Source organism: Secundilactobacillus silagincola (assembly GCF_002583405.1).
In the GTDB taxonomy this organism is placed as follows: Bacteria; Bacillota; Bacilli; order Lactobacillales; family Lactobacillaceae; genus Secundilactobacillus; species Secundilactobacillus silagincola.
Map to the genome: position 1 here is coordinate 1 of NZ_BCMJ01000042.1, position 293 is coordinate 293.

Sequence of the window (293 nt, forward strand, 5' to 3'; positions counted from 1 at the left end):
TTACTCCAGACACAACTGCCACGGTACAGATTAGTAATGGTACCAAGGTTTATGACGGTACCACGAACGTGGATACCGCGCAGTTTAAGGTGACCGGTCCAGAGGGTGTGACCGTTCCGACTTTGACCACTGACGATTTTGATTTAAGCGGGATCACAAGTGCCAATGTTGGTAGCAACTATGCAGTAACGCTGAACCAAGCTGGGATTGAAGCACTGCAAGGTGCAAATAAGAACTACACAATTACGAGCAGTAATGTGGCAGCCGGTAATCTGACGATTACTCCAGACACA

General features: G+C 47.8%; 1 protein-coding gene. It reads left to right on the forward strand.

Translation table 11 applies throughout. The features are described from left to right. A partial coding sequence (locus tag CES82_RS12585) for an MBG domain-containing protein (RefSeq protein WP_180245748.1) occupies positions 1-293 on the forward strand: 293 nt, incomplete at both ends.